The 19625-nt window shown below is 68.0% G+C and carries 20 protein-coding genes and 1 tRNA gene; 13 read left to right on the forward strand and 8 right to left on the reverse strand.

What is annotated here, in order from left to right:
* Window positions 1-111 precede the first annotated feature (111 nt).
* Entirely contained in the window at window positions 112-615 is a 504-nt protein-coding gene (locus ACSUZC_RS02500) for a gluconokinase (protein ID WP_388056230.1), read from the forward strand.
* The gene (locus tag ACSUZC_RS02505; protein ID WP_439032968.1) at window positions 615-2009 is read left to right on the forward strand and encodes a GntP family permease; all 1395 of its coding nucleotides are present in this window, start codon (window positions 615-617) and stop codon (window positions 2007-2009) included. The genes ACSUZC_RS02500 and ACSUZC_RS02505 overlap by 1 nt, the downstream gene beginning before the upstream one ends.
* A gap of 22 nt (window positions 2010-2031) precedes the next feature.
* Here the strand turns inward: ACSUZC_RS02505 and ACSUZC_RS02510 are convergent, their stop codons facing one another.
* Window positions 2032-2397 (reverse strand): MerR family transcriptional regulator, encoded by a 366-nt coding sequence (locus ACSUZC_RS02510; protein WP_439031361.1) that lies wholly within the window; start codon window positions 2395-2397, stop codon window positions 2032-2034.
* A gap of 65 nt (window positions 2398-2462) precedes the next feature.
* Between ACSUZC_RS02510 and ACSUZC_RS02515 the strand changes: the two genes are divergently transcribed.
* From ACSUZC_RS02515 to ACSUZC_RS02540, 6 genes are all read left to right on the forward strand, one after another.
* The gene (locus ACSUZC_RS02515) at window positions 2463-3272 is read left to right on the forward strand and encodes an alpha/beta fold hydrolase (RefSeq protein ID WP_439031362.1); all 810 of its coding nucleotides are present in this window, start codon (window positions 2463-2465) and stop codon (window positions 3270-3272) included.
* Window positions 3269-4378 (forward strand): MFS transporter, encoded by a 1110-nt coding sequence (locus ACSUZC_RS02520; RefSeq protein ID WP_439031363.1) that lies wholly within the window; start codon window positions 3269-3271, stop codon window positions 4376-4378. The genes ACSUZC_RS02515 and ACSUZC_RS02520 overlap by 4 nt, the downstream gene beginning before the upstream one ends.
* Window positions 4379-4619: 241 nt before the next feature.
* A complete protein-coding gene (locus ACSUZC_RS02525; protein ID WP_439032969.1) occupies window positions 4620-6032 on the forward strand; it encodes a hypothetical protein in 1413 nt (470 codons plus the stop codon).
* A 290-nt stretch (window positions 6033-6322) separates the two neighbouring features.
* A complete protein-coding gene (locus ACSUZC_RS02530; protein WP_439031364.1) occupies window positions 6323-7558 on the forward strand; it encodes a lipase family protein in 1236 nt (411 codons plus the stop codon).
* A 49-nt stretch (window positions 7559-7607) separates the two neighbouring features.
* Window positions 7608-8297, forward strand: coding sequence for a hypothetical protein (locus ACSUZC_RS02535; RefSeq protein ID WP_439031365.1), 690 nt, complete (start codon window positions 7608-7610; stop codon window positions 8295-8297).
* Window positions 8298-8594: 297 nt separating this feature from the next.
* Window positions 8595-9071, forward strand: a complete 477-nt coding sequence (locus ACSUZC_RS02540) for a Dps family protein (protein ID WP_439031366.1) — start codon at window positions 8595-8597, stop codon at window positions 9069-9071.
* Window positions 9072-9151: 80 nt separating this feature from the next.
* On the opposite strand, the gene ACSUZC_RS02545 is transcribed toward ACSUZC_RS02540, so the two are convergent.
* Window positions 9152-9661: a hypothetical protein gene (locus tag ACSUZC_RS02545; protein WP_439031367.1), complete on the reverse strand. Its 510-nt coding sequence runs from the start codon at window positions 9659-9661 to the stop codon at window positions 9152-9154.
* Window positions 9662-9813: 152 nt separating this feature from the next.
* On the opposite strand from ACSUZC_RS02545, the gene ACSUZC_RS02550 reads away from it, so the two are divergent.
* From ACSUZC_RS02550 to ACSUZC_RS02560, 3 genes are all read left to right on the forward strand, one after another.
* The gene (locus ACSUZC_RS02550) at window positions 9814-11286 is read left to right on the forward strand and encodes a hypothetical protein (protein WP_439031368.1); all 1473 of its coding nucleotides are present in this window, start codon (window positions 9814-9816) and stop codon (window positions 11284-11286) included.
* 142 nt (window positions 11287-11428) lie between these two features.
* The gene (locus tag ACSUZC_RS02555; RefSeq protein ID WP_439031369.1) at window positions 11429-12805 is read left to right on the forward strand and encodes a DUF2252 domain-containing protein; all 1377 of its coding nucleotides are present in this window, start codon (window positions 11429-11431) and stop codon (window positions 12803-12805) included.
* 53 nt (window positions 12806-12858) lie between these two features.
* Window positions 12859-14238: a dipeptidase gene (locus tag ACSUZC_RS02560; RefSeq protein WP_439031370.1), complete on the forward strand. Its 1380-nt coding sequence runs from the start codon at window positions 12859-12861 to the stop codon at window positions 14236-14238.
* Here ACSUZC_RS02560 and ACSUZC_RS02565 read toward each other — a convergent pair.
* Window positions 14235-15317: an acyl-CoA dehydrogenase family protein gene (locus ACSUZC_RS02565; RefSeq protein WP_439032970.1), complete on the reverse strand. Its 1083-nt coding sequence runs from the start codon at window positions 15315-15317 to the stop codon at window positions 14235-14237. The genes ACSUZC_RS02560 and ACSUZC_RS02565 overlap by 4 nt on opposite strands.
* Window positions 15318-15547: 230 nt before the next feature.
* On the opposite strand from ACSUZC_RS02565, the gene ACSUZC_RS02570 reads away from it, so the two are divergent.
* Window positions 15548-15979: a helix-turn-helix transcriptional regulator gene (locus ACSUZC_RS02570; protein ID WP_439031371.1), complete on the forward strand. Its 432-nt coding sequence runs from the start codon at window positions 15548-15550 to the stop codon at window positions 15977-15979.
* Between the two features lie 94 nt (window positions 15980-16073).
* On the opposite strand, the gene ACSUZC_RS02575 is transcribed toward ACSUZC_RS02570, so the two are convergent.
* A complete protein-coding gene (locus tag ACSUZC_RS02575) occupies window positions 16074-16688 on the reverse strand; it encodes a lipocalin family protein (RefSeq protein WP_439031372.1) in 615 nt (204 codons plus the stop codon).
* A 123-nt stretch (window positions 16689-16811) separates the two neighbouring features.
* Window positions 16812-17237 carry a DUF7144 family membrane protein gene (locus ACSUZC_RS02580; RefSeq protein ID WP_439031373.1) on the reverse strand — a complete coding sequence of 142 codons (426 nt, stop codon included), beginning with the start codon at window positions 17235-17237 and terminating at the stop codon, window positions 16812-16814.
* 198 nt (window positions 17238-17435) lie between these two features.
* On the opposite strand from ACSUZC_RS02580, the gene ACSUZC_RS02585 reads away from it, so the two are divergent.
* A tRNA-Pro gene (locus ACSUZC_RS02585) sits at window positions 17436-17509 on the forward strand.
* 153 nt (window positions 17510-17662) lie between these two features.
* Here ACSUZC_RS02585 and ACSUZC_RS02590 read toward each other — a convergent pair.
* From ACSUZC_RS02590 to ACSUZC_RS02600, 3 genes are read right to left on the reverse strand one after another with little or no spacing between them, the layout of a single operon-like run.
* Window positions 17663-17854 carry a hypothetical protein gene (locus ACSUZC_RS02590; protein WP_439031374.1) on the reverse strand — a complete coding sequence of 64 codons (192 nt, stop codon included), beginning with the start codon at window positions 17852-17854 and terminating at the stop codon, window positions 17663-17665.
* Between the two features lie 5 nt (window positions 17855-17859).
* Complete coding sequence (locus ACSUZC_RS02595) at window positions 17860-18573, reverse strand: haloacid dehalogenase type II (RefSeq protein ID WP_439031375.1); 714 nt, start codon at window positions 18571-18573, stop codon at window positions 17860-17862.
* Window positions 18570-19577 (reverse strand): metallophosphoesterase, encoded by a 1008-nt coding sequence (locus ACSUZC_RS02600; protein ID WP_439031376.1) that lies wholly within the window; start codon window positions 19575-19577, stop codon window positions 18570-18572. The genes ACSUZC_RS02595 and ACSUZC_RS02600 overlap by 4 nt, the downstream gene beginning before the upstream one ends.
* Window positions 19578-19625 lie beyond the last annotated feature (48 nt).

Here is a 19625-nt window from a genome sequence, read left to right on the forward strand (position 1 = left end):
CATTACCGCCTCGCGAGCACATACATGTGCTGATTTACGCAGAATACTTGCAAAAGTATGACTATTAAGGCAGCCTACGTGATCAGCAGCACACAGGAGTGAGGAGTGGACATGCGATCACCGATGGTCGTCATGGGGGTCTCGGGTTCCGGGAAATCCACGGTCGGAGCCGCGCTGGCCCAACGATTGCGCGTGCCCTTCGCTGACGCGGACGACTTCCATTCGGCGGCGAACATCGCCAAGATGTCGGCCGGACAACCGCTCGACGACGACGATCGCCGACCCTGGCTCGAGTCGATCGGCACCTGGCTGGCCGAGCACGACCATGGCGGGGTGATGAGTTGTTCCGCACTCAAGCGCGAGTATCGCGACCGGCTGCGCGACCAGGCTCCCACCGCGGTCTTCGCACACCTGGCCGGCTCGGTCGAAGTGATCGCGCGCAGGCAGGCGTCGAGGCCGGGGCATTTCATGCCGCCGGCTCTCCTGACGTCGCAGTTCGAGACGTTGGAACCACTTGGCGCTGATGAGCGCGGGTTCGCGATCGACGTGGACCAGAGCGTCGACGAGATCGTCGATGCAGCGGTCGACGCGCTCGCCGGGGAGGACATCCGATGATGCCGTCGACCACCTCGATCCTCGCCGCCGGTGCGGATCTGCCCCAACCCGTAGCTCCCGGTTGGCAACTCGTCGTCGCGGCGCTGGCCGGTGTCGCCGTCATCGTCGTCGCCATCACCGTGGCGAAGGTGCATCCGTTTCTCGCGCTGATCGGCGGCGGCGCCACCGTCGGCATCGTCGCGGGCGAGTCCATCCCGACGGTGCTCGAGTCCTTCACCGCCGGATTCGGAACCACCGCAGCGGGAGTCGGCATCCTGATCGCCCTCGGCGCGATGTTCGCGAAGCTGCTCGCCGATTCGGGCGGTGCCGACGAAATCGTCGACACCATCGTCGGACACGCATCTCCGCGCATGCTGCCGTGGGCGATGGCCCTCGTCGGTGCCATCATCGGTCTGCCGATGTTCTTCGAGATCGGCCTCGTGCTGCTCATGCCGGTGATCTACCTCGTCGCACGGCGATCCGGCCTCGGTCTGATACCGATCGGCATCCCCGCACTCGCCGGACTGTCGGCGATGCACGGATTCGTTCCGCCGCACCCGGGTCCGCTCGTGGCGATCGACGCCCTCGGCGCCGACCTGGGTCTGACGCTCGCACTCGGTGTGGCAGTGGCGATTCCGACGATCATCGTCTCTGGTCCGCTATTCGGCACCCTTGCCGGACGGTGGGTGACGGTGGAAGCACCGACGACGTTCGACCTCGACCCGGACGACGGGCAGACGACACGGCGGCCGTCCTTCGCCGTCACCATGTTCAGCGTGCTGCTCCCCGTCGTCCTGATGTTGGGGAAGGCGCTCGCCGAGATCTTCGTCTCCGACGAGGGTCAGCCCGTGCGTCGGGTTCTCGACATCCTCGGCACGCCGCTGATCGCACTGCTCATCGCGGTGATCGTCGCCATGTTCACGCTGGGCCGTGGGTCCGGGATGGATCGCGAGACGATCGCGAAGTGCACGGGTGCGGCTCTACCCGCCATCGCGGGCATCCTCCTGATCGTGGCCGCAGGCGGCGGTTTCAAGGAGGTGCTCGTCGACACCGGCATCGGCACCCTCCTCGCCGACTGGGCGACGGGTGCGAACGTCCCGGTCCTCCTGCTCGCGTGGACTCTCGCCGCGCTGATTCGGCTCGCGACCGGGTCGGCCACGGTCGCGACCATCACCGCGTCCTCGCTGATCCTGGGGCTCGTCGACGGCCTGAGTTCGGGCCAGGTCTCGCTGGTCGTACTCGCGATCGGTGCCGGATCGGTGTTCCTCTCCCACGTCAACGACGCAGGCTTCTGGCTGGTCAAGGAGTACTTCGGGATGACGGTCGGGCAGACCTTCAAAACCTGGTCGATGATGGAGACGATCCTCTCGGTGACCGGATTGATCGTGGTGCTGGCTCTGGGCCTGGTCATCTGACAGAGCAGTGGGCAGGAACCGGCTACTCGGTGGCGATGCTCGCGTCCCTCGGGGACAGCAGTCGCCGGATCGAGCCGCGTTGTCGATCGAGGTCGGCGAGCTGGGCCTCGACCCTCGCGAGTACCTGTGTCATCTCGGCGGCCACACTCGGACACAGCTGGATCTCTGGTGATCTCCCGACCGCGCAGGGGAGGAGTCGCGCAATCACCTCGGTCGAGAAGCCGGCGGCGAGGAGCCCGCGGATCTGGTGTACTCGCAGCTCCGCCTCGCCGCTGTATCGGCGGTAACCGTTCGGGTCCCGGTGCGGTATGAGCAGCGCATGCTCCTCGTAGTAGCGCAGCGCTCGTCGCGTCGTCCCGGTTCGCTGTGCCAGCTCGCCGATCAGCACCCTTGACCTCCTGCTTTCGCGGCGGGTTTGACATTCACCCCGGCGTCAACGCCTACGTTTCCGGCATGATTCCGCAGACAGAAGTCGCAGACATCCTCACCGGCGTCGACGTTGTCGAGTCGGGTGATGGCCCGGTGGTCGCCCTCGCCCACGGCGCGGGCGGCGGGGTACGGGAGAACTTCGCCGCGTTGATCGACCGGTCCCCGCGCGAGCACAAGTTCGTCGGACCCTATTACCCGGGTGCAGGCGACACGCCGCCCGTCGCCGGTCCGTTGGACATCGAGGTGCTTGCTGATCAGGTGGTCGCAGCCGGAATCCGTGCGGGTGGGGTGAGGTTTCCGATCGTGGGCCTGTCCCTCGGTGCAGCAGTCGCGGTGACCGCCGCGGCGCGACACCCCGAGAACGTGAGTGCTCTTGTCCTCACCGTGGGACTGGCGCACGCCGACGCCCAGTCCGACGCGTTCACCGCGGTGTGGCGGACACTCGCGGAGCACGAGGAGTGGGATGCCCTCGGCCGGTACCTCGTGTCGACCACACTCACACCGGATCTCCTAGGCGAACTGACGCTCGAGGAGTACGAGCGAGCTGTATCGGCCGTCGTCGATGGATATCCGGCAGGCGGGGCAGCGCACGCAGAGCTGGCGGGGCGGACCGACGTGACCGATCTGCTCGACCGGATCGAGGTGCCGTCGCTGGTCGTCGTCTCGGGACAGGATCGCATCATCGCGCCGTCGACGGCCCGCACCTTCGCGCGCATTCGGGGCGCGAAAGTGGTCGAGTATCCCGATACCGGACATATCTTCACTCCCGATGAGGCCGCGGTCTGGGCGGGCGAGGTCGCTCGCTTCCTCCGAGAGTCGTCATCGGTCCGGTGACGCTCCTGCGCTACGGCTCGCTCGGTGCAGCGCTGTTCGTCTATCTGACCGCCGAGCTGTTTCCGATCGGGGCGCAATCCGAGCTCGCCGCCGGTCTGGCCTGTCCACCAGCTCGCATCGGCCTCCTGCTGTCCGTCTACGCGGTGGTGGCAGGTGCTGTGACGTTGCCGTTGCTCGCTGTCACCCGGCGGTACGACCAGCGCACGGTGCTGGTGCTGTGTGTATCTGTGCTTGCGGTGTCGCAGGTGGGTTTCGTGTTCTCGGACGACTTCGCCTCTGCCGCTGCCTGGCGGGCGCCGGCGGCGGCCGTTCACGGGATCGTGTGGTCGCAGGCCACGGTGGTCGCGGCGCGGCTGAGTCCCCCGAACCGCGTCGCTCGCGCGAGCGCCGCGGTGTTCGTCGGATCAACCCTCGCGCTTGTCGCAGGCGCCCCGCTCACCGCGGCACTCGCGCATGTGATGGGTTGGCGGGCAACCTCGATGGTGATCGGAGCGGCAGCGGCAGTGTGTGCGGCTGCGCTGTGTGCGGTCTTGCCGTCGGTTCCGCCGCATCGGGCTTCCCCGGCGGCCACCGGAGGCGCCGGCGATGTCGGGCCGATTGCGCTCGTGGGCTCGATCACGGTGCTGATGGTGACCGGGCATTACGTCAGCTACGCATTCTTCGAACCCCTGGTCCTGCGCGGCGGGTACGGATACGCAGTCGTGTCACCGATGCTGGCGGCGTTCGGAATCGCAGGTCTGCTCGGCGTCTGCCTGGCGGGCCGCTGGCTCGATGCGCATCCAGGCCGGGTCCGGTTCGCGGTGGTCACCGGCCTGGTCTGTGCTCTGTGCGCGGTGGCGATCCCGCCGGTGATCCCGGTGGGGGTGGTCGTCTGGGGATGTGCCGCCGCGGCGATGCCGGTGGTGCTCAACACCGCCGCACTGCGGTCGAGTCGGCACCGCAAGGATGTGGCCTCGGCCGTGTACGTGGTGGCCTACCAGGCGGGAATTGCGGTCGGCTCAGCGACGGGTGCTGCGGTGCTGGACTTCGTCTCCGTCGCCGCTCTCCCGATTGTCTCGATCATGCTCATCGTCGCTTCTGCGGCACTACCGCTTCGCAACGGCTGAGTGTGTGTCGAGACTCCGGCGCGGCTCAGCCTTCCCGTCGAGCCCGACCGACCGACCGACGAACTGGCGTCGCGATGCATCTAGGTGGTCTTTCGCTTCGAAAGTGATTGTGCTTCATGCGGATTCCATCTCTGTGGGTGATCGGAGTGTTGTAACGTCGACTATCATCGAGCGGCCACCTCGTCAGACTGTTCGGTTCAGGGAGCAGGGACGTCCGGTAGCTTGACCACTCATGACGCAGATGAAGTGGGCCTGGCCGGCGGTGGTCACCGGGGTTCTCGCGATGGCGATCACGATCGCGTATCCCACTGCAGCGCAACCCGCCTCCCCGGGCGCGGGCCTCGGACCGGCCGATACCTCGCTCATGCACGGCGACCTCGCCTCGACCGACTCGACCCGGCATCGGGGGCCCGGCGCCGGCGCGCGCGTAGCCGCCTCCTCGGTCCCCGGTGGCGCCTGCGCGGCGACCTTTGTGGGGCGCGACGGTATGCCTGTCGCCCTGTGCACGCAGTTCATCGGGACCTCGCCGCCCGCGGCCGCGGCACCGACGGTAGTCCTCTTCGATCCCAGGACCGCGCAACCCCTGGCGTCCACGCAATTGACGAAGGGTGGACTGCTGGGCGGTGTGTACGGCTACCTCGACGACCGCGACCGGGTGGTCGTCGCAGACGGGTCGGGGTCGATTCTTCGTGTCGCGCATGCGAAGACGCCGCGGGGGTGGCGAGTCTTCGTCGACGATCGCGTCGACGTCGGGCATGTGATACCTGCGGGTGACGCGATCACCGGTCTCGCACCGGATTTCGATGACCGGGTGTGGTTCGCGACGACGCGCGGGGTGGTCGGGACGGTGGACCGGCACAACGCCGTCCGTTCGACCCGGCTGCCTGCCGGAGAGGAACTGGGCAACGGTCTGTCGATCCGGCGAACGGGGGCGTCGATCCTGACGACCCACGCACTGTACGAGATGCGGGCCGATCCGGGTGCGGCGCCACGGGTCGTCTGGCGTCACGCCTATGAACGAGGACCCGCACGCAAACCCGGACAGCTCACCTGGGGGTCGGGTACGACCCCTACGTATTTCGGTCCGGGAGGAGACGGCTGGGTGGCCATCGTCGACAATGCGGAGAAACCGCATCTCCTTGTCCTGCAGAGCAGTGACGGCTCTGAGGTCTGCCGGATTCCGGCCTTCTCGGCGTCGGGGCCGGGCACCGAGAACTCGCCGATGGCATGGGGTGACTCGTTGGTCATCCCCAGCACGTACGGCTATCAGTACCCGCCGATGGCTGTGCGCGGCGCATCCGTCCCGGCCGATGCCCCGTTCGTCGGCGGCGCGACCCGCATAGACGTCGATGCCGAAGGGTGCCGGCGAGTCTGGGAGAACGCCGATCGACTGGCGACGCTGCCCAAGCTGTCCCGCGCCGACGGACTCATCCATGCCCTCGGTTACGGCCGGCTGGTCGCGGGCCGCCCGCAGCAACTGGGCCCGATCGACTACATCGCAACGGACTTCGAGACCGGTCGCCGAGTCGCGACACACCGCGTCGGGACCGGGCCGGTCGACGAGCCGTTGGAACTGACCGGAACCATCACCGCGGACGGCTCACTCTGGCAGGCGACGCTGGGAAGGATGCTCAAGATCAGCCCGACCCGATGATCACGTCGGGCGCGTCAGCGATAGCCCTCCGGAGACGTCGACGAGGACTGGATTGATGCCTCCGGCACCGACCGCTCTTCTGCGGGTCGGCCCTCGGCCGGTGGGGAAGTGGTGGTGGTCGTCGTGTCGCTCTGACCATCTCCCGGGGGCCCCGGGGATCCGGCGCAGACGTGAGCCGGCGGCGACCCCAGTCACATGACTCAAGTTACTGTGGGGTAGGTTACTCGGTCATGAGTGGCAAGCGGGGAAACAGCAGGTCCGGATCATTCGGCGTCCGCCGAACGCGCGTGATGGCCGCAGTCGGAGTCTTGGTCACAGCGTGCGCGGCCTCGCTCGTGCCCGCGGCCGTCGGCGCGGCGGATGCCGCGGACTTCTACACGCCTCCGCGGTCCTATGCGGTCGATCCCGGATCGGTGATCCGTAGCCAGCCGAGCCCGTTGCTCCTGCAGATCCCGGGCATGCCCGGCCAGTGGCCGGGCACGGCGCGCAAGGTGATGTACACCTCGAGCCTGCAGGACGGAAAGCCCACCGCCGTCACCGGGACCGTCATCGAGCCGACCGCACCATGGCGTGGGAAGGGGCCGCGCCCGACCGTCGTCATCGGCCCGGGGACGATCGGGCAGGGCGATCAGTGCGCGGCGTCGAAGCTCATGGGATTCCCGCTGGCGGTGGACATCACGCAGCCGAGCATTTCCGTCAACTACACCGCGCCCGAGATGTACTACATGCTCGTCCACGGCGTCCGGGTGTTCATCACCGACTACATCGGCATGGGTACTCCCGGCGTCCACACCTACGTCGACCGGGCCGAGAGCGGGCACGCGATGCTCGACGGCGCGCGCGCCGCACTCGCTGTCTCCCGTGCACCTGCGAACGCGCCCGTCGGCTTCGCGGGGTACTCGCAGGGCGGCGGCGCGGCGGCCTCCGCGGCCGAGTTGGCCCAGACGTACGCACCCGAACTGAACGTGCGCGCGACCTACGCGGGTGCGCCGCCGGCCGACCTGGAGAAGGTCATCCCGGCCATCGACGGCAGCACGATCGCCGGCGCCATCGGGTTCGCCGTCAACGGCCTCACCGAGCGATACCCAGAGGTCGCCGACGTGGTCGACCGTGAGACCAATCCCGCAGGCAAAGCCGCGCTCGAGCAGCTCGCGACGAGCTGTATCGGCGACATCATCCCGGCCTTCGGGTTCCGGCGCGTCCAGACCTGGACGCGTACCGGCGAGACGCTGTCGTCGCTCATCTCACGAACGCCGGAGCTTGCGAAGGTGGTCGGAGACCAGCGGATCGGACGCCTCAAGCCCAACGCGCCGGTCTTCCTCGAGGGCGGACTCCACGACGACGTGATCCCCTACGGGCAGGTCGCGCAACTCGCCGCGGACTGGCGGGCCCAGGGCGCCGACGTCACGTTCGTCACCGATCCCACACCGCCGATCCTGACGAAGTCGATCGTGAATCACGTCGTCCCGATGCTGGGCACGTTCCTGCCCGGTATGGAGTTCGTCCTCGGCGAGTTCCGCAAGTAGCGCGGCCGGACCCTGTCGGGCACAGCGCTCGGATGAAAGGATCGGGGGCATGAACGATCCGCACGGGCCGGGCAGCAGCGCTTCCGGCGAGCCCGCCGACGGCGAACCCGAGCGCATCCCCACCCAGGCCGAACTCGACGCCGAAGACCTCGCCGCCCTCGAACGCTCGTCGCGTGATCGCGATCAGGCAGCGCTGTACCCGCCGCGGCCGACAGATCCGGGGACACCCCCGGCGGCGCTCGCGTTGCACGCACGGATCGCCTGGTGGGCCGCGGCCGTCATCGGGGTCGTCTTGGTGCTCTACGGGTTCTTCAGCCTGGGCACCATCACCGATGACCTGCGCGCGCGACTACTCGAGGGAGTGGCCGCCGACCCCGCCAATGCCGCGCCCGAGAACGAGGTGGACACCCTGGCGGGCTTCTTTCCGCCGTTCATGTTGGTGATGATCATCGTGGTCCTCGCCATCGAGTACGCCTGCCTCGTCGCCGCCGCCACCCACCACAGCCGGCACCTGCGTAATTTCTTTCTCGCCGCAGTGGTCGTCCACCTCCTCTGCATCCCGGTGGGAGTCGACCTCCTGTTCCGGTACCCGGATGTGTCGTCGATCATGGTCGTCCTGAGCTACCTGCAGTTCGGACTGCTCGTCGTGGCGGCACTCTGCACGCTGCGCCGCCCGGTCAACAGGTGGCTGCCGGATTCGACGCGGATGAAGCCGACCCGCATGATCCGCGGGCGCTAGGCCCGACCGAACCGCGTATTCCTCACACACCCCTCGCGTCACCCCGATGTTGTGACGATCACGTGCGCTCGACCATCGATTCCGGAATGTTCGGGGCGCGGGGTGGGTTGAACCGATCGTCGGCCCGACCCGGTACTGGCGTCCAGGTCGAAGGCCACCGAGGGCACCATCGATTCAGAGGTGGCAGGGACCGTCTGACCTAGAGGTTCGCTCTGAATCGTGGCCCAGGAGAACGTTTTGCCGCAGTAGCAGTCTCAGCCCGGACTGCACGGCACAGAAAGAAGGGAGTTCGTGATCATGACCATCACTCCGATTACCAGCACTCTCACCGATGAACAGCAGGCCGTCGCCGGGAAGGCGTTGCAGGACACTCTCGTCGACCTGATCGACCTGTCCCTCATCGCCAAGCAGGCCCACTGGAACGTGATCGGTAAGCAGTTCCGTTCGGTGCACCTCGACCTCGACGAGCTGGTCACGGTGTCCCGCGAGTTCACCGATGCGGCTGCCGAACGCGCGACCGCCATCGGCGTGAGCCCGGACGGTCGTGCCGAGACGGTGGCGAAGACCGCTCACACCAAGGGATTCGGCGAAGGCTGGACCAAGGACAGCGACGTGGTGGAAGCCGTGGTCGCCAACCTCAAGGCCGTTGTAGCCGGTCTTCGTGAGCGTATCGAGCTCACCGAGTCGGCCGACCCCGTCACCCAAGATCTGCTGATCTCGTTCGCGTCGAAACTCGAACAGCTGCACTGGATGTGGCAGGCGCAGGCCGTCTGATCGCCTTCGTCTGACCCTCTCACAGCAACGAACCCCGCCGATCCCGGCGGGGTTCGTTGTGGTTTGCGGGTGCGCCGGGATCAGTTGTCGGCGTGGCTCGGCGTCGAAGCCTCCGGCTCCGCGTCGTCCTCCTGTGCGGCGTAGGAGTCGCTGAACGAGACCCGGGGCGTCGTCGCCGAGTGATACAGCGCGACGCCGGCGCACACGAGCGCGGCGACCGCGAAGATCGCGCAGCCCGCGATGGCGGCGATCTGGCTGACCGTCGCGAACACGCCGTCGAGGGGTTCGACCGCGAGCGCCCCGGCACCGGTCAGGGTGGCTGCCAACAGCGCCCATGCCGCGCTGCGGATCCAGGGTGCCACCACGGAGGTGTAGAAAAGACGCTGGTAGATGGTCAGCGAGAACTCGTCGACCGCCGCGAGCCGCACCTCGTCCGTGCCCGCCAGCTCGCGCAGTTCGCGAGCCAGTTGAGTGTGCCGTTGCAGTGTCACGGCCTCCCGCTCGCGATAGCGCACGAAGGCGACCACGCCGACCGTCGCCGCCACGAGTCCCAACCCGACCATCACACCCCAGTAGTCCACGGCGTTCACGCTACAACTAGAACCTGTTGCAGTCGTGAAGCGGGTCACACGCAGGCGTCGTCGATGCCGGTCAGCGGACCCGCCGACGGCAGGCCGTCGAACCCCGCCGCGTGCGCTGCTAGGTTGGGCGACCGTCTGTGCCCCACGACGGAAGGACGCGCGTGAGAGCTCGAGTGATCGGGACGTCGATCGTCGGCGTGGTCGTCGCGCTCGTCGTCAGCGCATCGGCCACGGGCGAGCCCTCCGACGGCGTCGGCGCGATGTCGAGTCCCGCGCCGGGTGTCGAGGTGCTCGGCGGCGGAGAACCGCAATCCGTCCTGCTCAGCAGGGAGCTGTACGCGCGTTCCGACGAGGCGATCCTGCTGGGGGCCGGGGCCGCCGACGATCCGGCGGTGCGCGACCAGGCCGACCGCGCGGCGCGCGAGCGACATGTGCCGGTGCTGGCGGTGACACCGCGCACCGCGCCCGATGTGTCCCGCGAACTGCGTCGGCTCGGCGTGACCACCGAGGTCCGGCTCGGCCGTGTCGACGGCATCGACGACGGTCGTGCGACGGTCGATCTCGATTCTCTCCGCGGCAACGCGGCACGCCGGGGTCCCGATCCGTTGTTTATGATGACCCGCGATGCCCCTGTCGACGCCACGTTGACCGCACGATCGGCGGCGCGGGTCGTCGAACTGCCCGTTCCCGATCCGCGATCGACCGCCGAAGCCGTCGCCGCGCTGGATTCGGCCGCGCTCGATTCGGCCGCGCCCGGATCTGCGGCGATACGGGCGGTGGGGTCCGACTTCGGCAGCACCGCGGAGTTCACCCGTCGTGTCGAACAGGCCCGGAACACACCACAATTGCCCGGCGGTGGGCAGGTCGTGTTCCCCGGGCGCCGGATGGTCGCGCTGTACGGTTCGCCGGACGCGCCCGCACTGGGGCCGCTTGGCCGTCAGGACATCCCGGCCTCGATCGAACGCGCCCGACGCCTCGCCGCCGACTATCAGCGGGTGAGTGCCGAACCGGTGGTGCCTGCGTTCGAGATCATCGCGACGGTGGCCTCCGCAGAACCGGGTCCGGGTTCGGCCTACACGAACATGGTCGATCCCGAGACGCTCCGACCGTGGGTCGAGGCGGCCGGGCGCGCCGGGGTGTATGTGACCCTCGATCTCCAGCCGGGCCGCATGGACTTCCTGACGCAGGCGCGGCGGTATGCGGACCTGCTCGCGCAACCGCATGTGGGGTTGGCACTCGACCCGGAATGGCGGTTGAAGCCGGACCAGGTGCACCTGACGCAGATCGGATCGGTCGGTGCCGACGAGGTGAATCGGACGTCGGCATGGCTCGCCGAACTCGTTCGGAGCCGGAACCTGCCACAGAAACTGTTGGTGCTGCACCAGTTCGACGCCGGGATGCTCGTCGACCGGGGCCGCATCGTCACCGATCGCGACGAGTTGCAGGTCGTCGTGCACGCCGACGGGCACGGTGCCCCCGACGTGAAGATGGAAACGTGGCGCAGATTGATCACCGATCTCCCCATGGGGGTGTGGATGGGCTGGAAGAATTTCTACACGGAGGACAAGCCGACGTTCTCGCCGGAGACCACGCTGGCGGTGCGCCCCTCGCCCTGGTTCGTGTCGTATCAGTGATCGCGGTGGTGTCGGTTCGCCGGCGGCAGCGAACCGTAGGGACCCGGGCACCACGAGGCGAGACCTTCACCAGAACCGGGCTCCGGCCGGCGCCCGGGTCGATCGCGGCCCCGCGGGCCGCACCGATGTGAAGGAGCCTCTGGTGGCCACTCCCACGCAAACCCTCCCCGGCGCGGACGAACTCGCCGCGATCCCGGACCGTTCGGAGCGCAGGGATCCGCTCGACATCCTCGCCGTCCAGGCACAGAGCCGTGTCGCCGACCTCATCCCGGTGCGGCACGCCCGGATGTCGGCCACCCCCTTCACGTTCTACCGGGGTGCCGCGGCCGTGATGTCCGACGACCTGTCGCGCACACCGGACACGGGGATCATCACCCAGCTCTGTGGCGACGCCCATCTGAGCAATCTGGGCCTGTTCTTCAGTCCCGAGCGACGAATGGTGTTCGATCTCAACGACTTCGACGAGACGCATGTCGGACCGTTCGAGTGGGATGTCAAGCGGCTGGCTGCTAGTTTTGCGATCGCCGGTCGCAACAACGGATTCGACGACGGGATCAACCGCAAGGTCGCCAAGACCGTCGCCAAGGCATACCGCCGCACCATCATCCGCAGCGCCGGGCAGACAACGCTCGAATGCTGGTACGCGGGTATCGATGTCGACGACTTCATCCGTGAGTTCGGACCCAAACTGGACACCTCCATGAGCGAGCGCACGCAGAAGGCGCTCCAGAAGGCGCGGCACCGCGACAGCGCGCAGGCACTCGCGAAGCTCTGCGTGATCGACGACGCGGGGACCGCGCGCATCCGCAGCGACCCGCCGTTGCTCGTGCCGCTGCGTGAACGCTTCCCGGCCGAGACCGCCGATGTCGTCGCCGACCGGATCCGGGAACGGGTGGACAGCTACCGCGACACGTTGCCGCTGCACGTGCAGTCTCTCCTCGCGCAGTTCTCCATGGTCGACATCGCGTTCAAGGTGGTCGGCGTTGGTAGCGTCGGCACGCGCGCCTGGATCGTGTTGCTCACCGGCAAGAACATCGACGACCCGTTGTTCTTGCAGGTGAAGGAGGCGCAGCGGTCCGTTCTCGCCGACCACGTGCCCGCGTCCGGCTTCGACAATCAGGGACAGCGGGTGGTGGAGGGGCAGCGACTGCTCCAGGCCGCCAGCGACCTGTTCCTGGGCTGGTCGACGGGGATCGACGAGAACGGTGAGCGTCGCGACTTCTATGTGCGTCAGCTGCGCGACGGCAAGGGGTCCGTCGTGGTAGAGGCACTCGGCCCGGACGGGATGAAGCTGTACGCCCAGCTGTGCGGGATGGTTCTCGCCCAGGCCCACGCGCGTACCGCGAGCCGTTTCGAGATCGCCCGATACCTGGGTGCCACCAAGGGTTTCAGCGGTGCGATCGCCGAGTTCTCGCTCGGTTACGCCGACCTGAACGACGGCGACCACGCGAACATGATGGCCGCCATCGGCCGTGGCGACCTCGAGGTGTACGACTTGGCGGGGGAGGGAAAGCGCTGACCTGTCGGACCCGGTGATGATCGGCGGGTCCCGTGCGGTGCGAGAGGAGACGAATGGACGACGCGACGTTGCGGGGCCGGGTGGCCGAACTCATGCCCCGGGCGAAGGCCGACCTGGCGGAGATGGTGCGGTTCCGCTCGGTCCACGATGCGCAGCAGTTCCCGGCGGAGGAATGCGACGGGATGGTCGACTGGGTGGTTCGCGCCTTCCGCGAACTCGGCGTCGACGATGTGGCCGCGCACGTCACCAGTGACGGCAGCAAGGCCATCACCGGCAGCATCCCCGGTCCGGAGGGAGCGCCGACGGTCCTGCTGTACTTCCACCACGACGTGCAGCCACCGTTGGGTGAGGACGAATGGGATTCTCCGGTCTGGGAACTCACCGAACGCGACGGCCGCTGGTACGGACGTGGTGCCGCCGACTGCAAGGGCAACATCGCCGTGCACCTCACCGCACTGCGCGCTCTGGCCGGGCAAGCGGGTGTGACCGTGAAGATCGTCGGCGAGGGATCGGAGGAACAGGGGACCGGTGGCCTCGAGGATTTTGCCGTCCGCAACCCGGAACTGCTGCGCGCAGACGCGATCCTGATCGCCGACTCGGGCAACTTCGCGGCCGGTGCTCCGAGTCTCACCACGACGCTGCGCGGGATCGCCAACATCGACGTGACGGTCGAGACATTGTCATCGGCGATGCACTCGGGGATGTTCGGCGGCGCGGCTCCCGACGCGCTCGCGGCCCTCATCTCGATGCTGGCGACGCTGCGCGACGAGCACGGGAACACCACGATCACCGGTCTCGACGCCGATGCCGAATGGTCCGGTGTCGCCTATCCGCCCGAGCGTTTCCGTTCGGATGCGACGGTTCTCGACGGTGTCGACCTCGTGGGTTCGGGATCGGTCTCGGACATGGTGTGGGCCCGGCCCGCGGCCACCGTCCTCGGCATCGACTGTCCACCGGTGGTGGGATCGTCGGCGGCCGGCCAGCCGCGGGCATGGGCACGGATCAACCTGCGGGTCCCGCCGGGCATGGATGCCGTCTACGCCCAGGACGCGCTCATCGAACACCTGCGCAGCGTCACACCCTGGAACGCGCGCGTGAGTTTCGAACGCGAGGCGGTGGGTTCGCCGTTCGTCGGATCCACCAGCGGTCCCGCCTATGAGACGCTCACCGACGCCCTGCAGACGGCGTACGGCACCGACGTCCTGATCCAGGGCCAAGGCGGGTCGATCCCGCTGTGCAACGTCCTTCAGACCACCTTTCCCGAGGCCGAGATCATGCTGTTCGGTGTGGAAGAGCCCCAGTGTCTGATCCATGCGCCCAACGAGAGTGTCGACCCGTCGGAGATCGAGCGGATCGCGCTCGCCGAGGCGTTGTTCCTCCGTGACTTCGCCGCTCGCGCAACGACAACCGCCGGTGCGGCCGACACCGGCTAGCCGGAGTCGCTGAACCGTTGCAGCAGGGCGTCTTTGAGCTCCGGGCGGCTCGCGGCGACGAGGACGAACGCCGCCTCCCGGAACAACCGCTCGGAGTCGTTGCCGCGGACGAGCGCCCTCCCGCCGGCGGCGGCGACGAGCGCTGCCGCCGCATCGAGGGCGAGACCGGCCGCGTCGGCTCGCGCGGCAAGCAGGGCCGCGGCGTCGGGCAGGGCGTCGTCGAGTGCCAGCCGGGCGACGTCTGCCCGTTCGCGTAGCCGCCGCGCCTGCTGCGAATGGCCCGCGGTGTCGAGGACAGCGGTGCAGCGGCGGACCAGCCCCAGGGGAAGGGTGCCGTTCAGACGGATGCCCACGTTCTGGCCGGCGAAGAAGTCGACGAGGCCGATCCGGCTCACCACCCGTGTGTCCTCGACCGGCAACCCGTCGATGTGTAGGGAGATGGTGTTGGTGGCCGACGCGGCGGACAGGTCGATCGACTCCACGCGGATGTTCTCCCGAGGTGGGTCGGTGAGCTCGGCCATCGGCAGGATCACCGAAACGACGTCGTCCGTGTCGGTGTCGCGCGCGGAGATCTGCAGGAGGTCGACGACGCCCCAGCCGCTGACGAACGGCGCGTCGCCCGAGAAGACCCACCGGCCGTCGACCCGCGAGGCCCTCATGCGCGGCGGGGTGGGCACGGCCCCGGCGTAGGCGACCCCGGCACGCAGCCGGCCGGCGACGGTCGCGTCGAGCAGTTCGTCCCGTAGGCGGGTGTTGGCGGAGCGTGCCAGGGAGATGACGACGCCGTGGTGCTGCAGCCAGGTGAAAGCGGTTGCCAGACAACCGCTGAGGAGAACTTCGAGGATCTCGGTCACCTCGGCGAGGTCCAGGCCCGGTCCGCCGGCTTCGGCGGGTGCCGCGATCCCGTAGAGGCCGGCGTCGGACAGCGCCTGCCAGTGGGACGCGGGAACGACCCCGGACCGGTCCACGTCGGCGGCCGCGGGGAAGAGCACCTCGTCGGCGATTCGTAGGGCAGCGGCGCGGAGAACGGCGCCGCGCGTGGCCGGGTCGACGGAACCGGGCCCACTCCCGGGGGTGATCACGCACCACACCCTACGCCGGGCGGCCGCCGCGACCACGGACTCGAACGGACAGGAGTTGGACGGCCGACCCACAAGAAGCGCGCGGCGCGCACGGAAAGGCCGCCTGGCGCAGCGCAATCCCGAGACGGAGGTCTTTGAATTTGGGACCAAAGGCCCAAGACCGCAGATGTGACCGTCGATAAACTCAGGTATCGGGTGGGAGTCATCTCTCGTGTGGAAGGAATCACGTGACCGTAGGTCTGAAGGGTCGTGACGAGCAAGCGATACGTGTTGTGCCGGAGTCGTTCCCGGGCGCCGCGCTGTCGGACTTGCGGACCAGTGAGCGGTATCTGCGTGCCGCGGTCACCGACCTCATCGAGCGCAACTTCCGAGACCCGGACTTCAGTGTCGAGATCGTCGCGCGGCAGCTGCACGTGAGTCGACGGCATCTGTACCGGGTGCTGGCCGGCAGCCCCACGTCTCTTGCCGAGATGATCGCCGACCGCCGGCTGGAATGGGCCAAGGGCCTGCTCACCGGCCCGGGGAATCTCAAGCTGGAGGCCGTCGCGCACGCCTCCGGATTCGCCTCGACGGCGACGATGCGCAATCGATTCCGCTCCAAGTTCGGCTGCACGCCCGACGAGTTCCGACGCATGGCCCCGGACGCCGCGGCCAGCTGAGCAGACGCTTCCGAACGACACCGGCGCAAGCACCTTCGTGCTTGCGCCGGTGTGTGTGTCGGCAGGGATCAGGCGGTGGTCACACGAAGCACAGTCACACGAAGCACAGCGGCGAGTAGTCGCTGCGCCCGCCGGTGGTCGGTGACACGAGGAACGTGCACGGGTTGTAGCCGACCTTCTCGATTTCCTTGGTCAGGCGACGCAGCTCCGAATCCGGCACCACCTTGTCGCGCGAGAGCAGGAACCCGGACCCGCGGTTGGGATCTCCGACGATCGCATACTGGTACGGCGCGTCGGGGTTCTCGCCGTCCTCCAGGTAAGCGATGACGTAATTGGGCGCGTTGCCGGGATTGATGCTTCCCGGCGTCTGGGGGAAGCGGACGCTCAGCTGCCCATTCGTCGTCGGATCGACGACCGTCGCACGTCCGACGATGCCGCCCTTCATGCCGGTCGGGCCGGTGCACCGGTTGTCCACCCCGATGGTCTTCGCGTCGATCTTCGTGTACGTGGCGCTGGTGTCCCGCGCGCAGGTGACGCCGAAGAAGGACGGCACCGTGGCCAGCTGCCACCACGTGCCGAGATAGCGGTCCACCTCGACCTTCGCCACCGGTGCCAGCGGTGCGGCCTGTGCGGTTCCGGTTCCGGCCGCGAAGCCGAGACCGACGATCAGGCCGGCGACAAGGGCTGCAAGGGAGCGGGTGATGCGCATGAGGTTCCTTTCGTGCCGTTCGTCGTACCGCCGCTCCCGGATGGAGCCGCGTCACCACACGATTCGGATCCGTGACGCACCGTGGATGGGTCGCTCCCTCGCAGCCCCGTCACCGGGCCCGCGTCACAGGTTGTAGGCGTTGTTCGGATTCCAGGTGGAGACCGCCCAGATCACGATGAGATCCAGCACGATGATCAGGATGGCCCACGCGGGGTAGTACGGCAGCCAGAGGAACTGCGCGATGATCGACAGCGACGCGATCACGATCGCCGAGATCCGTGCCCAGTCGGCGCCGACCGCCAGTCCGCCGGCGATCAGCAGGGCGACGACGCCGAGGATCAGATGGATCCAGCCCCAGGTGGTGAGGTCGAACTGGAAGACGTACTCGCGCCCGACGACGAACAGGTCGTCGTTCGCGATGGCCGAGATGCCCTGGAAGACCGAGACCAGACCGGCCACGAACAGCAGGGCCGCGGCCACGATGGAGATACCCAATGCGAAACCCTGCTTGGCAGACCTGTCGGCCTGCTGATCCGGGGAAGCGCTCATGGTAGGCGTGTCCTTTCAGTGGGTGGTGCGCCGACTCCATGGCCCGAGCCGTCGACGCGGCGGCTCTGGTACGGATGGACCACATCAAGGATGGGTGCTCCGGCCGGGTTTCGCAGATGTTCGGGCACATCTGGACAATCATGACCAGGCGATTTAGTACTCGGCGGGGGGCGGGTATAAGCTATCGCAGGCTACACACGGGGTGTGGCGCAGCTTGGTAGCGCGCTTCGTTCGGGACGAAGAGGTCGTGGGTTCGAATCCCGCCACCCCGACAGATGGATGAGCTTGCGAATCCAGAATTCTTCTTGTGGTTGAGAAGCAGTAGAGACCCTGACCCGGAGAGATCCGGTCAGGGTCTCCTCGTTTGTCCGGGCGGATCAGGTTGCGTTCTTCCCCGGAATCCGGCAATGCGACCCAGGGGCCGGTCAGGCGAGGTCTTCCGACGACGAGCGGCCGCCGACGTGCGCGATGATCGCCGGATCGTCGACGACGACCCGGTCGACCTCCTCTCCGCCGTCGCAGCGGACCAGTACGAGCGTGACTCCTGCCGGGCCGGCGTGGATCACCCGCCAACCCGCCCCGGAGTCCTCCCACCGCACCAGGTCGTCGAGCGTCATCGCGCCTACGATGCGTCGCCGACGAGTTGCCGCGCGAGATCGAGCAGATCCGTCGCGTGGACGTCGTTGTCCGGCGACCCGGAATCGTCCTTCGACTCACCGCCCCACTCGTGGGGACGCTCGACGAAGGCCGTGCGCAGCCCGAAGGACCGTGCCGCGTCGAGATCGTTCTGGTGGGTCGCGACCATCATCACCTCGCCGGGTTCGACCTCGAGCAGTTCGGCCAGCCCGCAATAGGTCTCGCGGGCGGGTTTGTAGTGCCGCCACAGGTCCGACCCGCCGACGACGTCCCACGGGAAGTCGTTGTGCCGGGCCATGTCGGTGAGCAGCGCGACCGTGCCGTTGCTCAGAGCGCAGATGATGAAGTCCCGCTTGAGGCGCCGCAGCCCGTCGGCCGCGTCGGGCCACCCGGGGATCGTCCGCCAGGCATGGACGAGGGTCGCGGCCTGCTCGTCGTCGAGGTCGACGCCGAACACCGCCGCGACATCGTGCAACGTCTCGGTCTGCAGGTCGTCGAGACGCCGCCAGGGCAGCTCACCCGACTCGACCCGCGCGAGGATCGGCCCGTAGCGTCGCCGCCACTCCTTGGCGAATGCCGCGGCGTCGACGTCGGGGACGGTCGTGCGGACCGCGTCGGAGATACCGGTGAACCAATCGGTGACGGTACCGAAGGTGTCGAAAGCCAGGACCTTCACATGTTCTCGAAGGTCAAGGCTCACATGGTCTCCCGGGCCAGCTGGGGGAGTGACTGGTCGGCGTCGTAGTCGGCGTCACCGTGGGAGACCGGCGTGAGTGTCAGCAAGCTGGCCTCCGGGCGGCAGCAGAACCGCGCCGGTGCGTAGGGCGACGTACCGAGTCCGGCGCTCACATGCAGCTTCATCGACGATCCCCAGCTCGACGCGCCCTTCACCCGGGAGCGGTCGATCTGGCAGTTCGTCACCAGCGCACCGAAGAACGGCAGGCACAGCTGACCGCCGTGCGTGTGACCCGCCATCACGAGGTCGTAGCCGTCGGCGGCGAACCGGTCGAGAACGCGCGGCTCCGGCGAGTGGGTGAGGCCGAGCCGCAGGTGCGCGAGCGGATTGGGGCGCCCGGCGATCGTCTCGTAACGGTCCCGTTCGATGTGCGGGTCGTCGACACCGGCCGCAACGACGCGGACCCCACCGACCTCCAGTTCGCGGATGGTGTGCGTCGCGTCGAGCCAGCCACGTTCGGTGAACGCGGCTCGAAGGTCCTGCCACGGAAGCGGTTCGCCGTGCGTACGCTGATGGTCCTTCTTGAAGTACTTGAGCGGGTTCTTCGGCTTGGGGCCGAAATAGTCGTTGGACCCGAATACGAACAGTCCCGGCCGCGAGAGCAGACCGCCGAGCGCCTGGATCACCGACGGCACGGCCTGCGGGTGGGCCAGATTGTCGCCGGTGTTCACGACGAGGTCGGGCTCCAGCGCCTCCAACTCGGCGATCCATGCCTGCTTCAACCGCTGTCCGGGCATCATGTGCAGGTCGCTGATGTGCAGGACCCGCAGCGGCGAGGCGCCGGGTTCGAGGACCGACAGTGTCGTGTGTCGCAGTGCGAAGGCGTTGCGCTCGATCACCGTCGAGTAGAACAGCCCGGCCGCGGCGAGTCCGGCGACCCCGGCCAGGGCACGGACGGGAACCCCGGAACCGGACGGACCGAGGCGTGGGAGGCCGAGGCGTGTGATGTCGAGTTCGGAGTGCTGCATCCCCCCAGAATACGCATCCGAGGGAGTGGCCCGGCCGTCGTTCACCAC

It is taken from the genome of Gordonia terrae, from assembly GCF_051789125.1.
Lineage (GTDB): Bacteria > Actinomycetota > Actinomycetes > Mycobacteriales > Mycobacteriaceae > Gordonia > Gordonia terrae_A.

Excerpts from the sequence above, each read along its gene's own strand:
- ACSUZC_RS02500 (WP_388056230.1), top strand. The coding sequence starts at position 112 with ATGCGATCACCGATGGTCGTCATGGGGGTCTCGGGTTCCGGGAAATCC.
- ACSUZC_RS02505 (WP_439032968.1), top strand. The coding sequence starts at position 615 with ATGCCGTCGACCACCTCGATCCTCGCCGCCGGTGCGGATCTGCCCCAA.
- ACSUZC_RS02515 (WP_439031362.1), top strand. The coding sequence starts at position 2,463 with ATGATTCCGCAGACAGAAGTCGCAGACATCCTCACCGGCGTCGACGTT.
- ACSUZC_RS02525 (WP_439032969.1), top strand. The coding sequence starts at position 4,620 with ATGAAGTGGGCCTGGCCGGCGGTGGTCACCGGGGTTCTCGCGATGGCG.
- ACSUZC_RS02530 (WP_439031364.1), top strand. The coding sequence starts at position 6,323 with ATGGCCGCAGTCGGAGTCTTGGTCACAGCGTGCGCGGCCTCGCTCGTG.
- ACSUZC_RS02535 (WP_439031365.1), top strand. The coding sequence starts at position 7,608 with ATGAACGATCCGCACGGGCCGGGCAGCAGCGCTTCCGGCGAGCCCGCC.
- ACSUZC_RS02540 (WP_439031366.1), top strand. The coding sequence starts at position 8,595 with ATGACCATCACTCCGATTACCAGCACTCTCACCGATGAACAGCAGGCC.
- ACSUZC_RS02560 (WP_439031370.1), top strand. The coding sequence starts at position 12,859 with ATGGACGACGCGACGTTGCGGGGCCGGGTGGCCGAACTCATGCCCCGG.
- ACSUZC_RS02575 (WP_439031372.1), bottom strand. The coding sequence starts at position 16,688 with ATGCGCATCACCCGCTCCCTTGCAGCCCTTGTCGCCGGCCTGATCGTC.
- ACSUZC_RS02580 (WP_439031373.1), bottom strand. The coding sequence starts at position 17,237 with ATGAGCGCTTCCCCGGATCAGCAGGCCGACAGGTCTGCCAAGCAGGGT.
- ACSUZC_RS02590 (WP_439031374.1), bottom strand. The coding sequence starts at position 17,854 with ATGACGCTCGACGACCTGGTGCGGTGGGAGGACTCCGGGGCGGGTTGG.
- ACSUZC_RS02600 (WP_439031376.1), bottom strand. The coding sequence starts at position 19,577 with ATGCAGCACTCCGAACTCGACATCACACGCCTCGGCCTCCCACGCCTC.